This window comes from Vibrio agarilyticus (assembly GCF_012641465.1).
Lineage (GTDB): Bacteria > Pseudomonadota > Gammaproteobacteria > Enterobacterales > Vibrionaceae > Vibrio > Vibrio agarilyticus.
The window spans coordinates 279,238-298,629 of record NZ_JABAIK010000001.1 but is presented as its reverse complement, the minus strand read 5'-3'; the positions used below and the strand labels follow the sequence as shown (position 1 = coordinate 298,629).

The 19,392-nt window shown below is 48.1% G+C and carries 18 protein-coding genes; 14 read left to right on the top strand and 4 right to left on the bottom strand.

From position 1 onward, the window contains the following. Positions 1–29: 29 nt before the first annotated feature. The 3 genes from cobO to rne all read right to left on the bottom strand — a co-directional run bounded on the left by cobO (position 30) and on the right by rne (position 6,064). Positions 30–632, bottom strand: coding sequence for a cob(I)yrinic acid a,c-diamide adenosyltransferase (gene cobO, locus HGP28_RS01275; RefSeq protein ID WP_168834617.1), 603 nt, complete (start codon positions 630–632; stop codon positions 30–32). A 252-nt stretch (positions 633–884) separates the two neighbouring features. Next, positions 885–2,444, bottom strand: a complete 1,560-nt coding sequence (locus HGP28_RS01270; RefSeq protein WP_168834616.1) for a SulP family inorganic anion transporter — start codon at positions 2,442–2,444, stop codon at positions 885–887. A 392-nt stretch (positions 2,445–2,836) separates the two neighbouring features. Further along, positions 2,837–6,064: a ribonuclease E gene (gene rne / locus HGP28_RS01265; RefSeq protein ID WP_168834615.1), complete on the bottom strand. Its 3,228-nt coding sequence runs from the start codon at positions 6,062–6,064 to the stop codon at positions 2,837–2,839. A 603-nt stretch (positions 6,065–6,667) separates the two neighbouring features. On the opposite strand from rne, the gene rluC reads away from it, so the two are divergent. Next, on the top strand, positions 6,668–7,621 hold the full coding sequence (rluC, locus tag HGP28_RS01260) for a 23S rRNA pseudouridine(955/2504/2580) synthase RluC (protein WP_168834614.1): 954 nt from the start codon (positions 6,668–6,670) through the stop codon (positions 7,619–7,621). 157 nt (positions 7,622–7,778) lie between these two features. Here rluC and HGP28_RS01255 read toward each other — a convergent pair whose 3' ends face one another. Further along, positions 7,779–8,360, bottom strand: a complete 582-nt coding sequence (locus tag HGP28_RS01255) for a Maf family protein (RefSeq protein WP_168834613.1) — start codon at positions 8,358–8,360, stop codon at positions 7,779–7,781. A gap of 251 nt (positions 8,361–8,611) precedes the next feature. Between HGP28_RS01255 and yceD the strand changes: the two genes are divergently transcribed. The 13 genes from yceD (at position 8,612) to HGP28_RS01190 (ending at position 19,147) form a co-directional block, all read left to right on the top strand. Then, positions 8,612–9,136 carry a 23S rRNA accumulation protein YceD gene (gene yceD, locus HGP28_RS01250; protein ID WP_168834612.1) on the top strand — a complete coding sequence of 175 codons (525 nt, stop codon included), beginning with the start codon at positions 8,612–8,614 and terminating at the stop codon, positions 9,134–9,136. A 35-nt stretch (positions 9,137–9,171) separates the two neighbouring features. After that, positions 9,172–9,342, top strand: coding sequence for a 50S ribosomal protein L32 (gene rpmF, locus HGP28_RS01245; RefSeq protein ID WP_011080823.1), 171 nt, complete (start codon positions 9,172–9,174; stop codon positions 9,340–9,342). A gap of 9 nt (positions 9,343–9,351) precedes the next feature. After that, positions 9,352–10,377: a phosphate acyltransferase PlsX gene (gene plsX / locus HGP28_RS01240; protein ID WP_168834611.1), complete on the top strand. Its 1,026-nt coding sequence runs from the start codon at positions 9,352–9,354 to the stop codon at positions 10,375–10,377. Between the two features lie 5 nt (positions 10,378–10,382). After that, the gene (locus HGP28_RS01235; RefSeq protein WP_168834610.1) at positions 10,383–11,333 is read left to right on the top strand and encodes a beta-ketoacyl-ACP synthase III; all 951 of its coding nucleotides are present in this window, start codon (positions 10,383–10,385) and stop codon (positions 11,331–11,333) included. 105 nt (positions 11,334–11,438) lie between these two features. After that, positions 11,439–12,362, top strand: coding sequence for an ACP S-malonyltransferase (gene fabD / locus HGP28_RS01230; protein WP_168834609.1), 924 nt, complete (start codon positions 11,439–11,441; stop codon positions 12,360–12,362). A gap of 24 nt (positions 12,363–12,386) precedes the next feature. Beyond that, entirely contained in the window at positions 12,387–13,121 is a 735-nt protein-coding gene (gene fabG, locus HGP28_RS01225) for a 3-oxoacyl-ACP reductase FabG (RefSeq protein WP_168834763.1), read from the top strand. A gap of 166 nt (positions 13,122–13,287) precedes the next feature. Next, positions 13,288–13,521 (top strand): acyl carrier protein, encoded by a 234-nt coding sequence (gene acpP / locus HGP28_RS01220; RefSeq protein WP_168834608.1) that lies wholly within the window; start codon positions 13,288–13,290, stop codon positions 13,519–13,521. 99 nt (positions 13,522–13,620) lie between these two features. Continuing rightward, positions 13,621–14,862, top strand: coding sequence for a beta-ketoacyl-ACP synthase II (gene fabF / locus HGP28_RS01215; RefSeq protein ID WP_168834607.1), 1,242 nt, complete (start codon positions 13,621–13,623; stop codon positions 14,860–14,862). Between the two features lie 96 nt (positions 14,863–14,958). Then, positions 14,959–15,777 carry an aminodeoxychorismate lyase gene (pabC, locus tag HGP28_RS01210; RefSeq protein ID WP_168834606.1) on the top strand — a complete coding sequence of 273 codons (819 nt, stop codon included), beginning with the start codon at positions 14,959–14,961 and terminating at the stop codon, positions 15,775–15,777. Beyond that, positions 15,774–16,787, top strand: coding sequence for an endolytic transglycosylase MltG (mltG, locus tag HGP28_RS01205; protein ID WP_168834605.1), 1,014 nt, complete (start codon positions 15,774–15,776; stop codon positions 16,785–16,787). The genes pabC and mltG overlap by 4 nt, the downstream gene beginning before the upstream one ends. Then, the gene (gene tmk / locus HGP28_RS01200; protein ID WP_168834604.1) at positions 16,787–17,428 is read left to right on the top strand and encodes a dTMP kinase; all 642 of its coding nucleotides are present in this window, start codon (positions 16,787–16,789) and stop codon (positions 17,426–17,428) included. The genes mltG and tmk overlap by 1 nt, the downstream gene beginning before the upstream one ends. Next, on the top strand, positions 17,421–18,389 hold the full coding sequence (gene holB, locus HGP28_RS01195; protein WP_168834603.1) for a DNA polymerase III subunit delta': 969 nt from the start codon (positions 17,421–17,423) through the stop codon (positions 18,387–18,389). The genes tmk and holB overlap by 8 nt, the downstream gene beginning before the upstream one ends. Beyond that, positions 18,380–19,147 carry a TatD family hydrolase gene (locus tag HGP28_RS01190; RefSeq protein WP_168834602.1) on the top strand — a complete coding sequence of 256 codons (768 nt, stop codon included), beginning with the start codon at positions 18,380–18,382 and terminating at the stop codon, positions 19,145–19,147. The genes holB and HGP28_RS01190 overlap by 10 nt, the downstream gene beginning before the upstream one ends. Positions 19,148–19,392 lie beyond the last annotated feature (245 nt).

The following is a 19,392-nucleotide window of genomic DNA, read 5'->3' as shown; positions in this document are numbered from 1 at the left end:
TTGACGACTCAGTGACTTTCAGGACTGAATTACCAATCAATGCCTTTGCGCGCTTTAATGCCAGCGTCAAAGGCGTGTTTGACGTTGCGCACCTCAGAAACGGTGTCGGCTAATTCAACCAATTGCCTGTGGGCACCGCGGCCTGTGATGATGACCGATTGGTGCGCGGGTCGATGATTGAGCGCATCAATCACCTCAGCAAGTTCAATATAACCAAAGGTGACCATGTAGGTCAGTTCATCAAACAGCACCAGATCAAGACTGGCATCACTTAACATGCGTTTACACTCCTGCCATAGCGCTTGTGCAGCTTCAGTGTCAGCCTGTTTATCTTGTGTCTCCCAAGTAAAGCCAGTTGCCATCACATGAAATTCAACGCCCAGCTTTTCTAATACATTACGCTCGCCGTTTTCCCATGTCCCTTTAATAAACTGCGCGACACCACATTGCTGTCCGTGCCCAACGGCGCGGGTTACCGTGCCAAATCCCGATGTGGATTTGCCTTTGCCATTACCTGTGATCACCAGTAATAACCCTTTCTCTTCCGTGGCATTGGCGATTCGTGCGTCCACTTGCTGTTTTACTTTTTGCTGGCGCGCTTTGTGCTGTTTATCTTGGTGTGACTCAGACATAAATCCTCCTTAATTCGACCAATATACCCAAGTGTCTTCAACATGCTGGATTCCGAGCCCGCTCACTGGGTTGAGAGCAAAGCAAACAACGCAGCGAAATATACCCGTTCTACTTGAAGTTGCAGGGTTGTTGGCTGGCTCTCACAAACCTCATCACATAGTCTATCTATGCTCAGAGACTTTGCTCGTTTGCCGCCTACCTGCAACTCCAAGTTGTTTGGGTATAGAAAAGGCTCAAAGGTGTGCGGCAGGTTAGCCCGCCAGTACATCCGTTGCGACCTTATACGTAGGATCTTCTTTAAGATTGATTTCAATTAGACTGCCTGCTTTATCGAGCAGTTTACGACAATCTGGACTGAGATGGCGTAAATGCAGTGCTTTTCCTGCGCTAGCGTAGCGTTCTGCTAAAGTCTCGATGGCTTCGATTGCCGAATGATCCGTGACGCGTGAGTCGGCAAAATCGACGATGATATCTTCAGGATCGGTCGCTGCATTGAATAAATCAAGGAAATTGGCCGCGGAACCAAAGAAGATAGGTCCATGTATTTTGTACTCTTTTGAGCCCTCGTCGTTAATGTGAGTTTCGGCGTAAATGTGTTTTGCGTGATCCCACGCAAACATTAACGCAGAAACCACCACGCCAACACCCACCGCAACGGCTAAATCGGTTAGTACGGTGACCACGGTGACAAGAACAATGACAAAGAAATCTTTTTTCGGTACTCGGCGCGCCAATTTGAAGGTGGCCCATTCAAAGGTACCAATCACCACCATGAACATAACGCCGACCAATGCAGCGAGTGGGATCATTTCAATTAGCGACGAAGTAAAGAGGATAAACATCAGTAGCATCACAGCGGCGACAATACCTGATAAACGGCCGCGTCCACCCGAGTTGACGTTGATCATAGATTGACCAATCATAGCGCAGCCGCCCATCGCGCCGAAGACGGAGCAGGTGACGTTTGCCATGCCTTGACCAACGCATTCACGATTGGATTGACCACGCGTATTGGTCATCTCATCCAATACCGTGAGCGTAAGTAGAGACTCAATCAGCCCAATGGCCGCAAGAATAATGGCGTATGGCAAAATGATGTTTAACGTTTCAAGGGTCAAAGGAACCTGCGGCAGCGCGAATTTAGGAAGGGTTCCTGCCAATGTTGCGGCATCATTTCCGGACATTGCTCGAAGAAAGTCGACCACAGTACGAGTTTCTAACCCCATAAAATGGACTAAGCCTGTCACGGCAAGAATCGCCACCAAAGAAGATGGCACCGCAGTGGTCAATTTTGGCAAAAAGTAGATGATTGCCATGGTTAATAGCACTAAGGCAAACATGATTATTAACTGATTTTGCGGTAACCAAGTAAATACGCCTTCAATATTTGGGGCTTTAAATTGACCCAGTTGAGCGAGGAAAATGACAATCGCAAGGCCGTTCACAAAACCTATCATCACAGGGTGTGGAACGATGCGAATAAATTTGCCCAGTTTAAATAGACCCGCGGCAATTTGAAGTACACCAGCCAGCATAACAGCGGCAAAGAGATACTGAATACCATGCTCTGCCACTAGCGATACCATCACTACCGCCATCGCGCCCGTGGCGCCAGAAATCATACCGGGCCTGCCACCAAAAATTGAGGTGACAAGTCCGACTAGAAATGCGGCATAGAGACCGACCATAGGATCGACACCTGCGACAAACGCAAAAGCGACCGCTTCAGGCACTAGGGCAAGGGCAACGGTTAAGCCGGAAAGCACATCATTTTTAATCGAGTGCTTAGAAAATTGGGGAAATTCGAACATAAATTTGGGCTACGTCTGAGAGTGAATGAATTCGACGTACCGCGTATGAAAAGAACGGTGACAAGGGGGTTCAGCACGTCGTTGATCTACCGAAGTCACTCCAAGGTTCTGACTCATTCATCTTGAAATCACTTCGCGATAAGCTGCGGTATAGTAAAAGAAAATGTGATTTACTTCAAGGTTGTATGTCGATGTTTACTAACATCTGATGATGTTTTGTAACAGCGCTAAGTAAGTAGGCTGGAATTACTTTTATACCCGTCCTACTTGAAGTTGCAGGGGTATAACGAAACGCACTGCAGCTTCAAGCCGTTTGCATTGGGTTCGTAGACATAAAAAAGCCGAGTGGTGGACCACTCGGCTTTTGACTTTAGGCTATCACAGCGCTGATGTTACTCTTGTGATACCGCTTTAGTCATTGTGCTACTGGCTTGACTGGTTGCTGATTGGCTACCTGCGCCATGACCAACATAGCGGTGCTCACGCAGTGGCGCTGCATTTATCACAATTTCGCCCATATCATTGCTGCCAGGCGCTTTGGTCATCGCAGAGCCAGCGTGTGGCTTATTGATGGTTGCGACAGGTTTGATGCGCTCAGCGACGGGTTTAGACTCCGCAGGTTTTTCGGCAACTTCGTCTGACGCAATTTCATCTGGTGCAATAAACGTAGGCGCTTCTATTGCAGGCGCGCTTTCTGCCACCAGAGGCGCAGGTTGATTAGACTCCGAAATGTCGGTATCTGCGCGAGTGTCGCCGTCAGTGAATGTGGCGGCTGCATCAGTTTGAACAGGTTCGACATTCGCTGTCGAAACCGCCGCTTGCGATGTGACAGTGTCCATCACGTCAGCCATCACAGGCTTTTGCTGCTCTGACTCATTTACCTTCGCCGTTTCGGCCTCAATCACCAATGGCTCGTCAGTGACTGTCGCTTCATGCTGAGACGTGACACTCGGATTGAGCGCAGTCGCACGTGATACGATGACTTTACCCATTGCCATTTCAGGGCAGGCCACCCCACCAAGCGCGACGGTCACAGGGGCCATATCTTGCGTTGTAACTGCAGCTACTGCAGTAACATTTTCAACCGCAACAGCTTGAGTTTCTTCGCGTTTGTCTTGTTTCGCTACCGGTTTTGGAATGTAGCGTGGCATCACTTTGCCCATTGCCATTTCAGGTGACGCAACCCCACCTTTACGCAGACGGAATGGGTTAGGGCGACGATCGCGACCACGGCGACGACGCTGTCCGCTCGCGCGTAGATGACGAGGCGAGCGGCGATTGCGACGCTGTTTCGTTTCGCCATTTGCGTCTGAATCTTCACCTTGTGCTTTTTCGATACTTGGCTCATTTTGGCCTTTTTCTGGTTCAGCATTTGGTGCAGCGTGAGGTGTTACCGGACGTTCTGCGACGAGTTCAGTGTCAGTTGTCTGAACTTCAAGCGCTTTTTCTTCTACAGCTTCTGCCGTGACCTGCTCTTTTACGCGAACTGATTTGTTGAGTTTACGGCGTTGACGACGCTCTTTCACTTTCTCAGTTTTGGTCGCTTTAGGCTTGTCTTGTTTCACATCAGCGTGAGCATCTGCCGCCAGTTGCAACCCTTTTTCGGCAACTTTGACATTCGCTTGAGAAACGTTCTCTACGTTGTCACCCGCTTTGCCACGGTTTTGAGGTTTGCGTTTTGGCTGACGAGTTGGCTTAGCCGCATCGTTTTGCTCGGCTTGAGGCTGCTGCTCATCGCGAGGTTTGCGACGACGACGGTTATCACCGCGCTCACGGTTACCCTCTTTGTTGCCACTATTGCGGCGACGGTCATTACGATCTCGTCTTTGACGTTTGTCACCTTGCGGCTTCTCTGCCTGCTCTTTGCTATCGGCTTTTACCTTCTCGCCTGAGCCAAATAGGAAGTCGCCAATGGCTTTAAATAAACGGCCAAAAAGCCCTGCTTGCGCAGGCGCAGGTGTGGTTTTGGCTACTTCTACTGGCGCCGCTGCTTTAGGGGCAGGCGCTGATTGAGGCGTCTGAGCAAAACCTTTTAGAACAGGCTCTTCAATCTTCTTCGCTTTGATTTCTGGTGTAGGCTCTTTGCCTTCCGCTTCTTTCATTGCTTCGAGTTTCTTCGGTAGCAAGTAAGAAAGCAGATCAAACTCTTCGCCTTCACGAACGCGAATCACTTCAAAGTGTGGCGTTTCCATATCGGAATTCGGCACTACGGTGATTTTAACTTCTTGAATGCGTTCAATGTGATTCACGGAACGACGTTTTTCGTTCAGCAAGTACGAAGCGATAGGCACAGGCACCACAGCCAGCACTTGCGAGGTGTTGTCTTTTAGCGCTTCTTCTTCGATCAAACGCAATACCGATAGAGCCAATGACTCGTTATCACGGATCACACCAGTACCCGTACAACGTGGACAGATATGGTGGCTCGCTTCAGCAAGTGACGGGCTTAAGCGTTGACGAGACATTTCTAACAGGCCGAAACGAGAGATACGGCCAATTTGAACCCGGGCGCGGTCAAGGCGAACCGCTTCACGTAGGCGATTTTCGACTTCACGCTGATGACGAATTGGTGTCATATCTATGAAATCGATGACAACCAAACCACCGAGATCGCGAAGACGCAATTGACGGGCGATTTCATCGGCCGCTTCCAAGTTGGTATTGAGTGCCGTCTCTTCGATATCACCGCCTTTGGTCGCGCGAGCAGAGTTAATATCGATAGAAGTAAGTGCTTCTGTCGGGTCGATAACGATTGAGCCACCGGATGGTAAGCGCACCTCGCGTTGGAATGCTGATTCGATCTGACTCTCAATTTGGTAGTGGCTAAATAGCGGAACTTCGCCATCGTATTTTTTAACACGATTGATGAAGTCAGGGCGGACCAGCTGAATGTGTTCTTTGGCGCGTTCAAAAATGGTGGTGCTATCAATAAGGATTTCGCCAATATCACGACGCAGGTAATCACGGATGGCACGAACAATCACGTTACTTTCTTGATGGATCAAGAAAGGTGCTGGGTTTGAATCTGACGCATCTTTAATGGCTGCCCAATGGTTGAGCAGAACGTTTAAATCCCATTCCAGCTCTTCGGCGCTTTTACCAACACCAGCAGTACGAACGATTAATCCCATACCTTTTGGCAGCTCAAGGGTGTCTAGAGCTGCTTTTAGTTGCGTACGTTCATCGCCTTCGATACGACGTGAGATGCCACCTGCGCGAGGGTTATTTGGCATCAGAACCAAATAGCTACCGGCAAGAGAAATAAAAGTGGTTAACGCCGCGCCTTTGCTGCCACGTTCTTCTTTTTCGATTTGAACAATAACTTCTTGGCCTTCGTTTAGCACTTCTTTAATGCTTGGGCGACCTTGATAGCTGTATCCATCGGGAAAGTATTCGCGGGCAATTTCTTTAAGAGGAAGGAAACCGTGTCGCTCTGCACCATAGTCAACAAACGCAGCCTCAAGGCTAGGTTCGATGCGAGTAATTCGGCCTTTATAGATATTCGCTTTTTTTGACTCGTGTCCTGGACTTTCGATATCAAGATCGAACAGTCGCTGGCCATCGACCAAAGCGACACGCAACTCTTCTTTCTGAGTTGCGTTGATTAACATTCTTTTCATTTAAATAATTCTCGTTGTCTTTATGCTTTTATTTCTATCACTGACAATCGTCTTCATGGCGCCAGATCCCATGGCTTATCGAATTGCAGCCTCCCGGCTGGAGAAGGGATGCTCGTGGGCGCTTCAGCATCACAAGCTGAACGTAGGTACGCCTGTGACCCGCACAATTAGGGCGGTAATTGCTCAACATGAGTGAACGATGAGTAGGGTGATAGCGGTATGATTACACCATGTCTTACGCCAGTTGCTGCATGCGAACTCATCCATCTACTCGATTGCTGTGGATAACTGGTCATTGTCGTTTGATATTTGACCGAAGTTACCTTAGCAGCCATGAACTATAGCAGTGACTCGAAATATCAGCAATCAGCTTTGTGATTAACTGTGGAAAAAATGTTCTTTTTTATGATTTTGAGTTATCTAAATTGCTGTAAATTAGCAAAAAAATCGAAGCTTGCTCACGTATGAGTCAATTTGGGATAAATTGGTTTCTTTAGGTCGATTAAGCTCTTGCTCCAATGCCTGTTCAGTGCATTATTTACCCAAGAAAATTGCCAGAAAGAATCATGTGAACTTAAGCGGTTTTGGGTTTAGAATAGCGTCATGAACGAAATCAAAACTCAAGTCCAATTCGTTGAAATTGACGACGACATGGCCGGTCAACGTATCGATAATTTTTTACGCAACCACCTGAAAGACATACCAAAAAGTATGATCTATCGCATTTTGCGTAAGGGCGAAGTTCGCGTAAACAAAAAGCGCATTAAGGCGGAATATAAGCTGCAAGCGCTCGACGTGATTCGAATTCCTCCGGTTACATTAACGGAGCCACAGCAAGACACTGCGCCTAGCACAAAACTGGCTAAAGTGGCGGAGCTTGAACAGCGCATTATTTATGAAGATGAGCACTTACTTGTGTTGAATAAGCCGTCAGGTACAGCAGTGCATGGCGGGAGTGGTCTCAAATTTGGCGCAATCGAAGCGCTGAGAGCGTTACGTCCGCAAGCGCGTTTTCTTGAGTTAGTCCATCGCATTGACCGTGATACGTCCGGCATTTTGTTGGTTGCTAAAAAACGCAGCGCGCTGCGCCACTTGCAAGCTCAGTTCCGCGAAAAAACGGTCAAAAAATACTATTTTGCCCTAGTGATGGGGGAATGGAAAAACCAGTGCCGCGTCGTGAATGCGCCATTATTGAAAAACGAAACCAACAGTATTGTGCGAGTCAGTCAAGCCGGAAAACCCTCTGAAACGCGATTTAAAGTGCTTGAACGCTTGCCAAACGCGACGCTAATTCAAGCAAGCCCGATTACCGGACGCACTCACCAAATTCGAGTGCACACTCAGTATACTGGGCATCCTATTGCTTGGGACGATCGTTATGGCGACCGACGGTTTGATGCTTACACGGGCAAGGCGGGGTTGGATCGACTGTTTTTACATGCGGCGAACATTCAATTTGTCCATCCTGCCAGTGAAGAGGCGATGGAAATTCACGCCCCGATGGACAGTAAGCTTGAAGGCGTATTGAGTCAGTTGCGTTCGTTGGCATCGGCTTAGCCGGACCAACTTGAGGCGGCAGGGGAGCTTGCTGACTCTCACAAACCTCATCGCATAGTGTATCTATGCTAAAAAGCTTTGCTCAGAGGCTTTGCGCGTTTGCCGCCTATATGCATCTTCAAGTCGTTTGGGTTTGCCAGTATCGCTGATAGCGTGATTATAAGACTGGCATGCCAGCGCGTTTTAACATGCTGACTAATTCGATAAGAGGCAGGCCGACCAAGGTGTTTGGATCTTTGCCTTCGAGCCGCTCAAACAGCGCGATGCCGAGTCCTTCGCTTTTGAAGCTGCCCGCGCAAAAGAAAGGTTGCTCTTTATCAACATAGTGTTCAATCTGCGTCTGTGTTAGGACACGAAAATGAACGTGAAATTCATCCACCACAACGTCTGTGTGTTGATTTTGCGTGTTGTGCAAAGCCAGCCCAGTATAAAATGTAATGCGTTGACCACTTTGCGCTTGCAATTGAAGAATCGCGTTGTCGCGAGTATGCGGCTTGCCAACAATATTGCCATTGATGACACAGACTTGATCGCTGCCAATAATGAGCGAGTCGCTCGAGGTTTGGCACGATTCGGCTTTTTGTTTGGCAAGACGCGCCACTAACGCTCGAGGTGTTTCGCCGATAAAGGGCGTCTCGTCACACTCAGGTGTCGCTGTCACAAAGGGTAAGCCTAGCTTGGCGAGTAGCTGCTGACGAAAGGGCGAGGTTGAAGCGAGAACCAATTGGTAATTTTGCATATCGAGTATCGTGTTTAGAGATAATTTGATAATTCAATATTTACCGAAATGACATTGTTGTGCGAGAGATTTCTCGCATTTATTGGCAATACGCCATCGAATCTACACCCAAAAGCGTGTCGTCGGGATATCGGTATCTTGATGTCTCTTGGGTATACAGGTGGGAGAGGGGAAAAAACGCGGCGAAAACGCACAACTTTTTTACCTTTTCCTTTGACTAATTTTGATTTGGAAGATAATATTCGCGCCCTATGCAAAAGGTAAAACTACCGCGCTCGGTTGACCCAGCAAAAGCGGCTCAAAAACGATTGGATTACGATGGCATCATCCAAGCCAGTTTGTTTAAACGTCTAGCTGAAATGACCGATGGCGTTAAACGCGACGCCGAAGTCTCATTATCGTTTGAGATAGATGAACAAGGACTCACTGTTATCTCTGGTAAAGCTAACATTGATGTCGATTTAGAGTGTCAACGTTGTAATGAACCCTTCACCCATCGGGTTGAAGTTGAATTCCTTTACACTCCTTACTACGGTGAGAAGACAGAAAAGGAAGCGCCTGAAATTTATGATTTGGTAGATCTAAATGAATATGGCGAATTGGATATCATTCAGCTTGTTGAAGACGAGTTCATTCTAGCATTACCTCAAATCGCAATGCATGACGAAGCGGACTGTAGCGTTGATTCAAATAACATGGTGTTTGGCGAAATTCCGGACGAAGAGCCTGAAGATAAACCAAATCCATTTGACGTTTTAAAAAGCCTAAAGCGTTAAGCTTTGCGCTGAACCATAACATAGGAGTAGGGTCAATGGCCGTACAACAAAACCGTAAAACACGTTCTAAGCGTGGCATGCGTCGTTCACACGATGCGCTAACTACAGCTGCTCTTTCTGTAGACGCGACTTCAGGTGAGACTCACCTACGCCACAACGTGACCGCTGAAGGTTACTACCGTGGTAAAAAGGTAATCAACAAGTAAGGTTTACCTTTGCAAAGTCTTACCGTTGCACTTGATGCAATGGGCGGGGATTTCGGTCCTCGCGTCACAGTGCCTGCCGCCGTGCAGGCACTGTCGCATTTCCCAGAGCTAAAAGTGATCCTCATAGGTGATGAACCTCAAATCACCACGCAATTACTCCAACTTGGTGTGACGCCACATTCTCGTCTGCGCATTTTGCACAGTTTACGAGTGATAGGCGACGCTGAAAAACCCTCTTTAGCACTTCGTAATAGCCACAATAGTTCGATGCGCATGGCGATTGATCTCGTCGCGGAAGGCGAGGCAGATGCGTGTGTCAGCGCCGGAAATACGGGCGCGTTAATGGCGTTATCTCGGTTTATTCTCAAACTTCTTCCTGGCATTGAAAGACCCGCATTGATTTCATCCATCCCAACGAGCACTGGCCGTAAAAGTTGGATGCTGGATCTTGGCGCGAACGTCTCTTGTGATGCTGACAGCCTATTCCAATTTGCCATTATGGGCTCAGCGCTGGCAGAGCAGCACCTCGGCCATGCGCCTCGAGTGGCAGTGTTAAATGTGGGAACGGAAGAAATTAAGGGCAACGATGTCGTAAAACGTTGCGCTGAAATGCTCAATAAAACCCAAGCCATCAATTTTGTTGGCAATATTGAAGGCAATAAGCTGTTGCATGATGTTGCGGATGTGATTGTTTGCGATGGCTTTGTTGGTAATATCTGCTTAAAAGCGAGCGAAGGCACTGCACAGCTGTTTATTGATAAAATTCGAGCCAGTATGACCGCCTCTTCGGTGAAGGGCTGGATCGCACGTGCGCTGTTTTCTTCGTTATTTGATGAACTCAAAACCCTGAACCCCGACCAGTATAATGGCGCAAGTTTGTTAGGATTGCGCGGCATTGTCATAAAAAGCCATGGAAGTGCTGATGTAGCTGCTTTTATTAACGCCATTGGCGAGGCAGTACACGAGGTCAAACGACAAATCCCCAGTCATATTAGTGATCGTTTGGAAGCGGTTTTACTCGAGAGGCATTATTAGTCTTCATGTATAGCAAAATTTTAGGTACTGGCAGCTACTTGCCATCTCAAGTCCGTACAAATGCCGATTTAGAGAAAATGGTAGAGACAAGCGACGAGTGGATTGTTGCGCGTACCGGTATTAAAGAACGCCGAGTCGCCGCGGAAAATGAAACCGTGGCTGATATGGGCTATCACGCGGCTTGTCGTGCCATAGAAATGGCCAAGATTGACAAGCACGATATCGATATGATCATCGTAGCGACCACCAGTGGCAGTCACGCGTTTCCGTCATCAGCTTGTCAAGTTCAAGCGCAACTGGATATTCATGGCTGCGCGGCGTTTGATGTCGCGGCCGCGTGTTCGGGTTTTATGTACGCGCTATCGATAGCGGATCAACATATTAAAACGGGGATGTGTAAACACGTGCTCGTGATTGGTGCAGACGCGCTGGCCAAAGCGTGTGAACCAAACGACCGAAGCACCATTATTCTATTTGGCGATGCTGCAGGAGCCGTCGTCTTAGGTGCTAGTGATGAGCCCGGTATTTTGTCCACGCACATTTTTGCAGATGGTCAATTTGGTGATTTGCTCAGCTTGCCAAACCCACTTCGTGGGCAAGATGCCAACAAATGGCTCCATATGGCGGGCAATGAAGTGTTTAAAGTTGCAGTGACTCAGTTATCTAAGCTGGTCAAAGACACCCTCGATGCGAATGGAATCGACAAATCTCAACTGGATTGGCTGGTCCCTCATCAAGCCAATTACCGCATTATTGCCGCGACAGCGAAGAAATTATCGCTACCGCTTGAGCAAGTGGTTGTTACTTTGGATAAACACGGTAATACCTCTGCCGCGACGGTACCGACCGCACTCGATGAAGCAGTGCGTGATGGCCGAATTCAACGCGGTCAGACCTTGTTGTTAGAAGCATTTGGCGGTGGATTTACCTGGGGATCTGCGCTGGTTAAATTTTAGGCATTTGCAGCGTTTGCCTGACTCGAATGTCTTATTGGTTTAATGCTGCATGCGACGCGTATTTTGCGCGCGCGATTTATGGTTTTTTGCTTTAAGGAAAATTACATGAGCAAGTTTGCTATCGTCTTTCCCGGCCAAGGCTCTCAAGTCGTTGGCATGTTGGCCGAACTCGGCGAGCAGTATGAGATTGTCAAACAGACATTTGCGGAGGCTTCAGAAGCCTTGGGGTACGATCTTTGGGCGTTGGTGCAAAATGGCCCAGCGGAAGATTTGAACCAGACTTTCCGCACCCAACCGGCATTGCTTGCATCCTCTGTTGCCATTTGGCGAGTGTGGCAATCTCTTGAGCTTGCTCAACCTCAAAATCTTGCCGGTCACAGCTTGGGTGAATATTCAGCCTTAGTGTGCGCAGGTGTCATTGACTTTAAGCAAGCGATCAAACTGGTTGAGCTACGCGGTCGCCTGATGCAAGAAGCCGTGCCAGCGGGTACTGGTGCGATGTATGCCATTATCGGTCTTGATGATGCCGCTATTGCCAAAGCGTGTGAAGATGCGGCGCAAGGTGACGTTGTCTCTCCAGTCAACTTTAACTCACCAGGTCAAGTGGTTATCGCCGGTAGCAAAGACGCCGTAGAACGCGCAGGCGCGCTATGTAAAGAAGCGGGTGCGAAACGTGCATTACCACTGCCAGTTTCAGTGCCATCGCACTGCGCTCTGATGAAGCCTGCGGCGGATAAATTGGCTGTGGCGTTGGCCTCGATTGACTTTAATGCTCCAAGCTTGCCTGTGATCAACAACGTTGACGTGATGGCAGAAACGGATCCAGCGAAGATTAAAGACGCTTTGGTGCGTCAGCTTTATAGCCCTGTACGTTGGACTGAGTCGGTTGAGAAAATGAGTGAGCAAGGCGTGGAGCGCCTGATTGAAATGGGCCCTGGTAAAGTATTGACTGGCTTGACCAAGCGCATTGTAAAAACATTAGAGGCTCAAGCGGTAAACGATGTTGCCTCGCTTGATGCGGCAAAATAATTAGGATAACTCATGACAAACCTATTGGATTTAAGCGGTAAAATCGCGCTTGTGACAGGTGCAAGTCGCGGTATTGGTCGTGCAATTGCGGAAACTTTGATTGCGCGCGGCGCGACAGTGATCGGTACAGCGACCTCCGAAAGTGGCGCAGCAGCAATCAGCGAATATCTTGGTGACAATGGCAAGGGTTTGGCGCTGAACGTGACCAGTCCTGAGTCAATTGACCTTGTGCTAAAAGCGATCACCGATGAATTTGGTGGCATCGACATTTTGGTTAACAATGCGGGTATCACACGCGACAATCTCCTCATGCGCATGAAAGACGAAGAGTGGATGGATATCATGGATACCAATTTGACGTCGATTTTCCGTCTCTCAAAAGCGGTACTCCGTGGTATGATGAAAAAACGCAATGGCCGCATAATTAACGTTGGCTCAGTTGTTGGTACTATGGGCAACCCAGGACAGGCAAACTACGCAGCAGCAAAAGCGGGTGTGATTGGTTTTACCAAATCTATGGCTCGTGAGGTCGCCTCGCGTGGCATTACCGTTAATACAGTCGCGCCTGGCTTTATCGAAACAGACATGACGCGTGCGCTCAACGACGAGCAACGCGCCGCAACATTGGCAGATGTGCCTGCAGGTCGTTTAGGCGATCCTCGAGAAATTGCTGAAGCTGTGGTATTTTTAGCGTCTCCTGCGGCGGCGTACATCACTGGTGAAACGCTGCATGTTAACGGCGGTATGTACATGGTTTAAATCATGTGCCACATTTGTGCATGATTTAGGTCAAATAGGTAAGGAATTTCGGTAAAAATCGCGTAAAATTGTGGTTTGACCAGAAAAGATGCCCTTGCAACTTTTAATAGTTTGAATAAACTACGAAAAACATCGCATAAAGCGAACTCTGTATAGGAAAAGAAAAATGAGCAACCTTGAAGAACGCGTAAAGAAAATCATTGTTGAACAACTAGGTGTGGATGAATCTGAAGTGAAAAATGAAGCTTCTTTCGTAGATGACCTAGGTGCAGACTCTCTTGACACTGTTGAGCTAGTAATGGCGCTAGAAGAAGAATTTGACACCGAGATCCCAGACGAAGAAGCGGAAAAAATCACTACTGTTCAAGCAGCGATTGATTACGTGACTAACGCTCAGTAAGATTCTCTCCCAGGCGGTCACCGAGACCGCCTGTGTTTTTTCTGATTTCATCTATCCTCTCATAGAACATTTCTTTCATATTTCCCGGAGAATAATATCGTGTCCAAGCGTCGCGTAGTTGTCACTGGCATGGGTATGTTGACACCGGTCGGCAACACCGTACAAGATTCATGGAAAGCGTTACTGGCAGGTCAAAGTGGTATCTCAAATATTGAGCACTTTGACACGGAAGGTTTTCCTACTCGTTTTGCAGGCTTAGTTAAAGATTTTGACTGCACCCAATACATGTCAAAAAAAGATGCTCGTAAAATGGATTTGTTTATCCAATACGGCATCGCGGCAAGCGTGCAAGCGCTTGACGATTCGGGGCTTGAAATTACACCAGAGAACGCCACTCGTGTTGGTGTCGCCATTGGTTCAGGCATCGGTGGTTTAGAGCTGATTGAAGCAGGTCATACTGCATTGGTCGAAAAAGGCCCACGTAAGGTGAGTCCGTTTTTTGTGCCATCAACCATTGTTAATATGATTGCAGGTAACCTGTCTATCATGCGTGGAATGCGTGGCCCGAACATTGCTATTTCAACCGCGTGTACCACAGGTTTGCACAACATTGGTCATGCTGCGCGCATGATTGCTTATGGCGATGCAGACGCTATGGTAGCAGGCGGTGCAGAAAAAGCGTCAACGCCACTTGGTATGGCTGGTTTTGCCGCTGCAAAAGCGTTGTCCACTCGTAACGATGAGCCGCAAAAAGCGTCACGTCCTTGGGATAAAGACCGTGATGGTTTTGTTCTCGGCGATGGTGCTGGCATCATGGTGCTTGAAGAGTATGAGCATGCAAAAGCTCGTGGCGCAAAAATTTACGCGGAACTGGTCGGTTTTGGTATGTCTGGTGATGCGTATCACATGACGGCGCCAAGCGAAGATGGCTCTGGCGGCGCGTTGGCGATGCAAGCGGCAATGCGTGATGCAAATGTCACTGGTGAACAAATTGGTTACGTGAATGCTCACGGCACATCAACGCCAGCTGGCGATGTTGCAGAACTCAAAGGGGTCAAGCTTGCACTTGGCGAAGCAGGTAGCAAGCAAGTAAAAGTCTCATCGACTAAGTCAATGACAGGCCATTTGCTTGGTGCAGCGGGTTCCGTTGAAGCGATTATCACGGTATTGTCTTTGGTTGACCAAATTGTACCGCCAACCATCAATCTGGATAATCCAGAAGAAGGTCTTGATATCGATTTGGTTCCTCATACGGCCAAACCGGTAGAGATGGAATACGCAATTTGTAACTCGTTTGGCTTTGGCGGCACAAACGGTTCATTGGTATTTAAAAAGATCTAAATCAAGTCTTATCTCCGCAAGACTTGAGTTCCAACGGCTTGATGCATAGCATTGAGCCGTTTGTCGTTTTAAGGCAAGAAGATCGCGAGGTGGATAATGTATTGGGTAAATGGCGTGCCAAGCACATCGGTGACACTAAACGATCGCAGTTTCCAATACGGTGATGGCTGTTTTACGACGATGCGAGTTCGCGGCGCGCAAATAGAACATTGGCCTTATCATAAAGCGCGTATGGCAGCGGCGCTCGAGTGTTTGAAGATAGCGGAGCCAGATTGGGTCACGATTGAATCTTGGCTTGCTGTTGTCTTAGAGACGATGGCACAAGAGACCCATGCCATTGGTGGGATCAAGTGGCATGTAAGCCGAGGTCAAGGCGGCCGCGGTTACAGCCCGGCGAATGTTGATACACCTTGTCATACAATGTCGAGCTTTGCCTACCCAAGTCATTATGCGACTTGGCAACAAGACGGTATTGCGCTGGGTGTGTGTCAAACACCACTTTCGGTCAATCCTTATTTTGCCGGCCATAAGCATAATAATCGTTTAGAACAAGTGTTGTGCAAAGCAGAGCTCGAACAGGGTCCCTTTGCTGACGGTATAACGATAAATGTGCAAAACCACGTGATAGAAACTACAATGGCGAATCTATTTTGGCGCGTTGATGATAAGGTGTTTACCCCGGCATTAACCTCATCTGGTGTGGCTGGCGTCATGCGCCGCTGCGTGATGGACGCGTTGGTGGCACTAGGCCAACCCATGGTTGAAGTATACGCGCCATTATCACAGTTACTATGCAGTGACGAGGTGTGGCTGTGTAATTCACTGTTGGGCGTTGCCCCGGTATCTCGTATTGGTGAGAAAGCTTATCCAATTGGTAAGCTAACTCGAACGTTGCAAGGAATTTTAAACCCGTGATCAAGAAGTTGTTGGTCGGCATTGTTATCATTACTGCGCTAGCTTTAGCTGGCGTTTATTATGCAATTGAACAAGCAAAGTCATATTTACAAACGCCATTGGCACTTAATCAAGCTGAGTTGGTGACTATCACACCGGGCACGAGCTTTAACCGTGCTATCGGGCTATTGGTCGCTCAAGGTTGGCTTAGTGAGACGCCTTATCTAAGGTTGTTACCCAAGCTTTATCCTGAACTGACGAATGTCAAAGCGGGCACTTACCAATTAGTGGCTCCCTTAACGGCCTATGATGCGCTTGCGCAATTTACTCAAGGCAAAGAACATCAATTCACCATTACCTTAGTCGAAGGAAGTCGCTTTAGTGAATGGCGACAACAATTGGCGCAGGCACCCCATTTAACACATCAATTAACGGAACTTAGCGAAGCGGAAATTGCCGCTAAGTTGGGCGTTGACCGAGAAAAGCTGGAAGGGTTATTTCTAGCAGAAACGTATCATTATACGGCGGGAACGACCGATGTGGCTTTGCTGCAACGCGCGCAGCGTAATCTTGAGCGTGTGCTCAAGAAACATTGGGCGCAACGTGATGCTGCATTGCCTTTGCGCTCTGAGTACGACGCGCTGACTTTGGCGTCAATCATAGAAAAAGAGACGGCTATCGCCTCAGAGCGTAGCCGAGTCGCGTCTGTTTTTATCAATCGTTTGAATTTGGGAATGCGGCTTCAGACCGATCCCACCGTGATTTACGGTATGGGTGAGGCCTATGATGGCAATATAAGAAAAAAAGATCTTCGTACTGCAACGCCTTATAATACCTATATGATCAATGGGTTACCACCAACGCCAATCGCGATGGTGGGTGAGGCCGCGATTGCGGCAGCACTGAGTCCAGAACAGAGTGACTATCTTTATTTTGTCGCCAGTGGTCGTGGTGACCATGTGTTTTCCAAAACGTTAGCCGAACATAATCGAGCCGTTAGAGCGTATCTCAAGGTATTAAGAAATCAGTGATGAAAACAGCCAAATTTATTGTAATTGAAGGGTTAGAAGGCGCGGGCAAGAGCTCTGCAATTAAAACCGTCCTCGAGACGCTGGAACAGTTGGCGGTTGACACGGTGATCACAACGCGCGAACCAGGCGGTACGCCTTTGGCAGAGAAGATGCGCGCGCTGGTGAAAGAAGAGCACGCCGAGGAAACTCTGCAAGATATGAGCGAGTTACTGCTGCTTTACGCCGCGCGTGTTCAGCTGGTTGAAACGGTCATCAAGCCTGCGCTATCGCAGGGCACTTGGGTGGTGGGAGATCGGCATGATATGTCATCTCAAGCGTATCAAGGCGGTGGACGCCAAATTGATCGCCGCACCATGGAGCAACTGCGTGATACGGCGCTTGCTGGTTTCAAACCGGATATGACACTTTATCTTGATATCGATCCCCAAGTTGGACTTGAGCGCGCGCGCGGTCGAGGAGAGCTTGATCGCATAGAAAAGATGGACTTGAGCTTTTTCGAGCGTACACGAGCGCGTTATCTTGAGATTGCACAAGCGGATGACAGCGTTTTTATCATTGACGCAGAGCAATCGATGGAGCAAGTTGCGCTGAATATCGCCCAGACATTAACTCGCTGGGTGGCGGCGCAGCCTAATGAATGAGTGGCAAAGTTACCCATGGCTCACCCCTTTGTGGCATCAGTGGCAAGGCGCGCTGACGCGTAATGTGCTGCCAAATGCGCTGCTGCTCAATAGTGCTGAAGAGCTTGGTGCGGAGGCGCTGGTTAATCAACTGGCGCAAACCTTGTTATGTCAGCATTCTGACATCGAGCCTTGTGGTTTCTGTCATAGCTGCAGTCTGTTTTTGGCGCGAAACCATCCTGATTTTCATTCGTTAAATCCGGAGAAGTCGGGCAAGTCGATAACCGTCGATCAGATTCGACAGTGCAATCGTTTGGCACAAGAGTCATCTCAACTGGGTGGTTATCGCGTCTTTATTATTGAGCCTGCTGATGCAATGAATGAGGCCGCGGCAAACGCGCTGCTTAAAACGTTAGAAGAGCCAGGGCTCCGTTGCTATTTTATTTTGATGACAGCTCATCCGCAGCGCCTGCTACCAACAATACTGAGCCGTTGTCAGCAGTGGTATCTTGCCACGCCAAGCACCCAAACCAGCTTGGAATGGCTGAGTCAACGAGGCCAACATCATATCACAGCCGCAATGCTAAAATTAAACTCAGGCTCTCCGTTGCGAGCGGAGCGTTTTTTCCGTGATGATCAGTGGTCAGCCTACCAAAAAGTTGAAAGCGAATTTTTGGCCGTGTTGTTGAATGAAAGCGCTGATGAAGCGCCGCTTGTCAGTGCGATTATTACCGAAACACTGCCGCGCTTGGCGTGGCTTTGGCATCTGCTTTGCGATGGTCAAAAAACGCATTTTTCGTTGAATGATGCTACCTTACTACCCGGCGCGCAGCGCTTGGCTGAGGTGCCATATTTTCGGTTACAGCGCATGAGTCAATCACTGGTCGCACTAATGCAGCAACTGCGCACGCATTCGGGGCTCAATGAAGAGTTGCTTGTGATGAATTGGCTTATCGAATCTCGAGAGGATGTATGTTTGTAGATTCCCATTGTCATCTGGACAAATTAGATTACCAAGAATTACACACTGGCATCGCTGATGTCATTGAGAAGGCAAGGCAAGTGGGGGTTGAATCCTTGCTTTCTGTCGGTGTTACCATGAAAGCTTTTCCTGACATGATGACCATGATAGAGCCGTTTGATACTGTGTTTGCCTCTTGCGGTGTACATCCATTAGATGTTGATAGCCCTTTTGATTTAGCCACTTTTGAGCAATACGCACGACACAAAAAAGTGGTCGCAATTGGGGAAACTGGGCTCGACTATCACTATCAGCCGGAGAGTGCGCCATTGCAACAAGAGCGTTTTCGCCAGCAAATTCGCTTAGCGGTGGCGTTGAACAAACCCCTTATTATTCATACACGAGAGGCGCGAGCAGACACGCTTGCTATTTTACGTGAAGAAGGGGCGGATCGCTGTGGCGGTGTGATTCACTGCTTTACTGAAGATCTTGCGTTTGCAGAAGCGGCGATGGCACTGGGCTTTTATATCTCCATTTCGGGCATTGTGACGTTTCGTCAAGCCACCGAACTTAAAGCCGTTGTTAAAGCTTTGCCATTAGAACGGTTGCTGATTGAAACCGATTCGCCTTATCTGGCGCCGGTACCTCATCGAGGGAAAGAAAATCAGCCAGCTTATGTTGTCGAAGTTGCGGCTTATATTGCGCAGTTGAAAGGCATTGCGCTGTCTGAAGTAGCACGGCAAACAACGCAAAACTTCAAAACTCTTTTTTTGCGATAAAAATCAAATTAAGTAATTATGGACTCAAAAAGGACGCATTTTGCGTCCTTTTAGTTTTTATTATTATTGTTTTTTATCGAATCAAATTTGGTAATCGATTGCGATAGGTCACATCCGAAGTAAAATCACAAAAAGTAGTTTTGTTACAAAAAATAACTTTCGGAACCAAGTTGATCACAAACGGTATGAGAGACCATATATTGTTTTGTTTATTAAAAACAATTGCTTAATGGTGATTTTGGTTG

Bases quoted from the DNA above. Each gene is read 5' to 3' on its own strand.
- cobO (WP_168834617.1), bottom strand. From the start codon at position 632: ATGTCTGAGTCACACCAAGATAAACAGCACAAAGCGCGCCAGCAAAAA.
- HGP28_RS01270 (WP_168834616.1), bottom strand. From the start codon at position 2,444: ATGTTCGAATTTCCCCAATTTTCTAAGCACTCGATTAAAAATGATGTG.
- rne (WP_168834615.1), bottom strand. From the start codon at position 6,064: ATGAAAAGAATGTTAATCAACGCAACTCAGAAAGAAGAGTTGCGTGTC.
- rluC (WP_168834614.1), top strand. From the start codon at position 6,668: ATGAACGAAATCAAAACTCAAGTCCAATTCGTTGAAATTGACGACGAC.
- HGP28_RS01255 (WP_168834613.1), bottom strand. From the start codon at position 8,360: ATGCAAAATTACCAATTGGTTCTCGCTTCAACCTCGCCCTTTCGTCAG.
- yceD (WP_168834612.1), top strand. From the start codon at position 8,612: ATGCAAAAGGTAAAACTACCGCGCTCGGTTGACCCAGCAAAAGCGGCT.
- rpmF (WP_011080823.1), top strand. From the start codon at position 9,172: ATGGCCGTACAACAAAACCGTAAAACACGTTCTAAGCGTGGCATGCGT.
- HGP28_RS01235 (WP_168834610.1), top strand. From the start codon at position 10,383: ATGTATAGCAAAATTTTAGGTACTGGCAGCTACTTGCCATCTCAAGTC.
- fabD (WP_168834609.1), top strand. From the start codon at position 11,439: ATGAGCAAGTTTGCTATCGTCTTTCCCGGCCAAGGCTCTCAAGTCGTT.
- acpP (WP_168834608.1), top strand. From the start codon at position 13,288: ATGAGCAACCTTGAAGAACGCGTAAAGAAAATCATTGTTGAACAACTA.
- pabC (WP_168834606.1), top strand. From the start codon at position 14,959: ATGTATTGGGTAAATGGCGTGCCAAGCACATCGGTGACACTAAACGAT.
- tmk (WP_168834604.1), top strand. From the start codon at position 16,787: ATGAAAACAGCCAAATTTATTGTAATTGAAGGGTTAGAAGGCGCGGGC.
- holB (WP_168834603.1), top strand. From the start codon at position 17,421: ATGAATGAGTGGCAAAGTTACCCATGGCTCACCCCTTTGTGGCATCAG.
- HGP28_RS01190 (WP_168834602.1), top strand. From the start codon at position 18,380: ATGTTTGTAGATTCCCATTGTCATCTGGACAAATTAGATTACCAAGAA.